Below are 2,755 nucleotides of genomic sequence, written 5' to 3' on the forward strand. Positions count from 1 at the left end.
TCTTGCTTGAAGCTTTGCATCTCTTGGCGTATCTCTTGTTTGAAAGATTCCATCTCTTGACGCATTTCACGCACTTCGTAAAGCAATTCTTTCACAGCTTGAACAACTTGATCTTCCACTTCGCTTCACCCCTTTCTTTACTCCCTAGCATATCACTCCCTCTATGGACGGTCAATTGAAAAAAAGAGGCTAGCAAGGGGTGCTAGCCAATTTGTGAGGGAGCAGTAGAGGACGCATTTTGGAAGGAAATGAGAGGAATTTTGTATCACCTCCTTGTCCCATATGATACGAAAAGAAAAACATGATGTAAAATGACGATTTTTGAATTTTCAAGCCGTTTTTTTTAATTTTTTGCCGTTTTTCAGCTATGTTTCGTGAAAAAAGCGCCCGAAAATTCAATTTTCACTTTTTGTTTTATTTTTTTCCGCACCTTTTCGTATGGTATAATGGGAGGTGAAAGTAGTAAACAAAACATCATATAAGATGATATAAATTTTTTGAATTTATGAAATGTTTGCGTAATCATAAATTCAAGAAATGATAAAATGAAAATGATTCAGGAGTTGGTAAAAGATGATAAAGACTTACAAGGTCATGCTTTTGCCAAACAATAAGCAAAAAACAAAGTTGTTTGAGTGCGCAGGAGTTGCAAGATGGGCATATAATTGGGCGTTGGCTACACAACAAGAAAACTACAAAAATGGCGGAACGTTTTTAAACGATAGTGAATTGAGGAAAACGTTGACGCAATGAAAAAAGCAAAAATATTAAGAAGGAGGTGAATACCGTTACAGAAAAACAAACAATATTTTGATAAAGACTTTGTGAAAGTTTTATAAGTTTTCTGTAACGGTGGATGCGGTGAAAACATTTAAGCTCGTTGCCCTCACATTGTTGCATGAGCAAAAGCAAGACATTCCGCTCATTGACGGCTTAATGATTAATAAAGAAGATGAAAACCAACGCTGGCTTGTGGAAGCGTATGTCGAACAAACGTATCATAAGCTATTCACATCGCTGAAAGAAAAAGGAACGACATTTGATGCGCTCGTGACGATTTCTCGAAAGACAAACGATCCGGCCCATGTGCGTGCAACCGTTCGCTCCGTTACAATGATGGGGGAACGAATGAGCGTGTTAATGGATGCGGTTCTCGTCAAGCGCTCGAATTTAGCTGAAGTAGTTTTAGAAGATTTAGTTCAACGCGGACTGCATGGGGAGACGTTGTTGCAGCAGTTTAAAGAACAAATGTACACAAAAAGAGGCTGAACAATCAGCCTCTCATTTTTTGTTTCGCTACGACGACGTATCGTTTTGGGGCATGCCCGATCCATTGAAACGGATAACATGTAATAAGCGTCAACGTCGGATGCGCTTTCGGAACGAGAACAGTTTGATCGTCGGGTGAGACGATGCGAATATGTTGAACGACATACGTCCATGTGCCACTGTTTGTTTTTATGACTAGTTCGTCACCGACTTGAATATGCTCGAGTGGACGAAACACTGTATCGCGATGTCCTGCTAAAATCGTATGATTGCCTTGTCCGGGAAGCGCGCTTCGCTCATCGAGTCCGACCCCTCGCTTTAACTGTCGTTCCGTCGTTCCTTCGTAAACAGGCATGGCAAGACGGAGCTTCGGAATCGACAGCATCCCAATCGCATCGTTTGTTGGCTCGGGCGGACGATCCGTTCGTTGGACAGCTTCATACGCTTCATACCAATTCGTTGCATTCGCCCAAATGAGCGAAACCCCAAAAAGACATAACGCTAACGCAACGGCTCGCATGTTCTCGCCTTCTTCCATAACACGAAACTGATGAAAAGGAAAACGACGCCAATGAGCATGTTTATTCCATACGAAGAAGCTGTTTTTGGCATGCGCGCGACAAGAAGACCGCTCTCTAAATCTAGCGCCATCATGCCGATATGGGCAAGTTGCTCGCTTGCATCAATGAGCGTGCTTGAATGGAGCCGCTCGTACGGGATATATAAATCAGCAACAAAGCGGCCTTCATCGTCGTACCATTCCATCGCGACAGGGGCATGCACCGTTTGGAGTTGTTCAAAAGAAATCGGCTTTCGCCCTTCGGAAGTGACTTCGTACACGTTTGCTTGCAGCCGATAAAGCAATAACCATTCGTTCCAAAGGGCATACAACGCGTGTCGTTCTTTATTTGTAAGCGGTGTCGCTGAATCGCGCAACAGGAGCGTTTGCATATGTTTGTCGAGACGTTCGAGCGCTTGTTTCGCTGACAATGGCGTTCGTTCAAACAAGCGGCGAATTTCGTCTTCTGTTAGCCCGATTGTCGCTAACATGTCTGTCATCGCTTGCATCGTTTCGTAACGGTCGCGATAAAATGATAAGGCGTACGCTAAATCTTCAACAAATATATATTGTTGTAACTTTTCGCCAAACTGACCGAGAAGCGCCTCAGCTTCTTCTTGCGTCATTTCGTAACGGAGCAATAGCTCATCAAGACGCTCCGGTGTGATGGGGGTGCCTAATTGTTTTTTCAACGCTTCCAATGAAGAAAAATGATCGATTGTCATATTCCATTTTGCTAAATAACGTGTTAAGTCGTCCATCGTCCACCCGATGTCATGGACGTATTGCCGCAACGCTTCTTCGGAAATGGCCGCTTGCACCGGTGCGGCAAATAAAAAACAAATGAATAACCATAGCACGCGCATGTTTTTTCCTCCCTTATGTGTGCTATGGTTATTTTGTTCGATTATTCCATTTTTATACGAT

Annotated in this window: 3 protein-coding genes and 1 pseudogene; 2 read left to right on the forward strand and 2 right to left on the reverse strand. The window is 43.2% G+C overall.

Features of this window, described 5'->3' with window-relative positions; translation table 11 throughout:
* Positions 1–573: 573 nt before the first annotated feature.
* Together V7Z64_RS12860 and V7Z64_RS12865 are read left to right on the forward strand one after the other, a co-directional pair.
* Positions 574–750, forward strand: a pseudogene (locus V7Z64_RS12860) (helix-turn-helix domain-containing protein); the annotation flags it as partial.
* Positions 751–861: 111 nt separating this feature from the next.
* Complete coding sequence (locus V7Z64_RS12865; RefSeq protein WP_297988728.1) at positions 862–1,269, forward strand: YwpF-like family protein; 408 nt, start codon at positions 862–864, stop codon at positions 1,267–1,269.
* Between the two features lie 4 nt (positions 1,270–1,273).
* On the opposite strand, the gene V7Z64_RS12870 is transcribed toward V7Z64_RS12865, so the two are convergent.
* Together V7Z64_RS12870 and V7Z64_RS12875 are read right to left on the reverse strand one after the other, a co-directional pair.
* Entirely contained in the window at positions 1,274–1,789 is a 516-nt protein-coding gene (locus V7Z64_RS12870; protein WP_297988730.1) for a class D sortase, read from the reverse strand.
* Positions 1,771–2,694 carry a processed acidic surface protein gene (locus tag V7Z64_RS12875; RefSeq protein WP_297988732.1) on the reverse strand — a complete coding sequence of 308 codons (924 nt, stop codon included), beginning with the start codon at positions 2,692–2,694 and terminating at the stop codon, positions 1,771–1,773. The genes V7Z64_RS12870 and V7Z64_RS12875 overlap by 19 nt, the downstream gene beginning before the upstream one ends.
* Positions 2,695–2,755: the final 61 nt, after the last annotated feature.

Origin of the sequence: Anoxybacillus sp., from assembly GCF_036834105.1 — a bacterium.
In the GTDB taxonomy this organism is placed as follows: domain Bacteria; phylum Bacillota; class Bacilli; order Bacillales; family Anoxybacillaceae; genus Anoxybacillus.

Excerpts from the sequence above, each read along its gene's own strand:
- V7Z64_RS12870 (WP_297988730.1), bottom strand. The coding sequence starts at position 1,789 with ATGCGAGCCGTTGCGTTAGCGTTATGTCTTTTTGGGGTTTCGCTCATT.
- V7Z64_RS12875 (WP_297988732.1), bottom strand. The coding sequence starts at position 2,694 with ATGCGCGTGCTATGGTTATTCATTTGTTTTTTATTTGCCGCACCGGTG.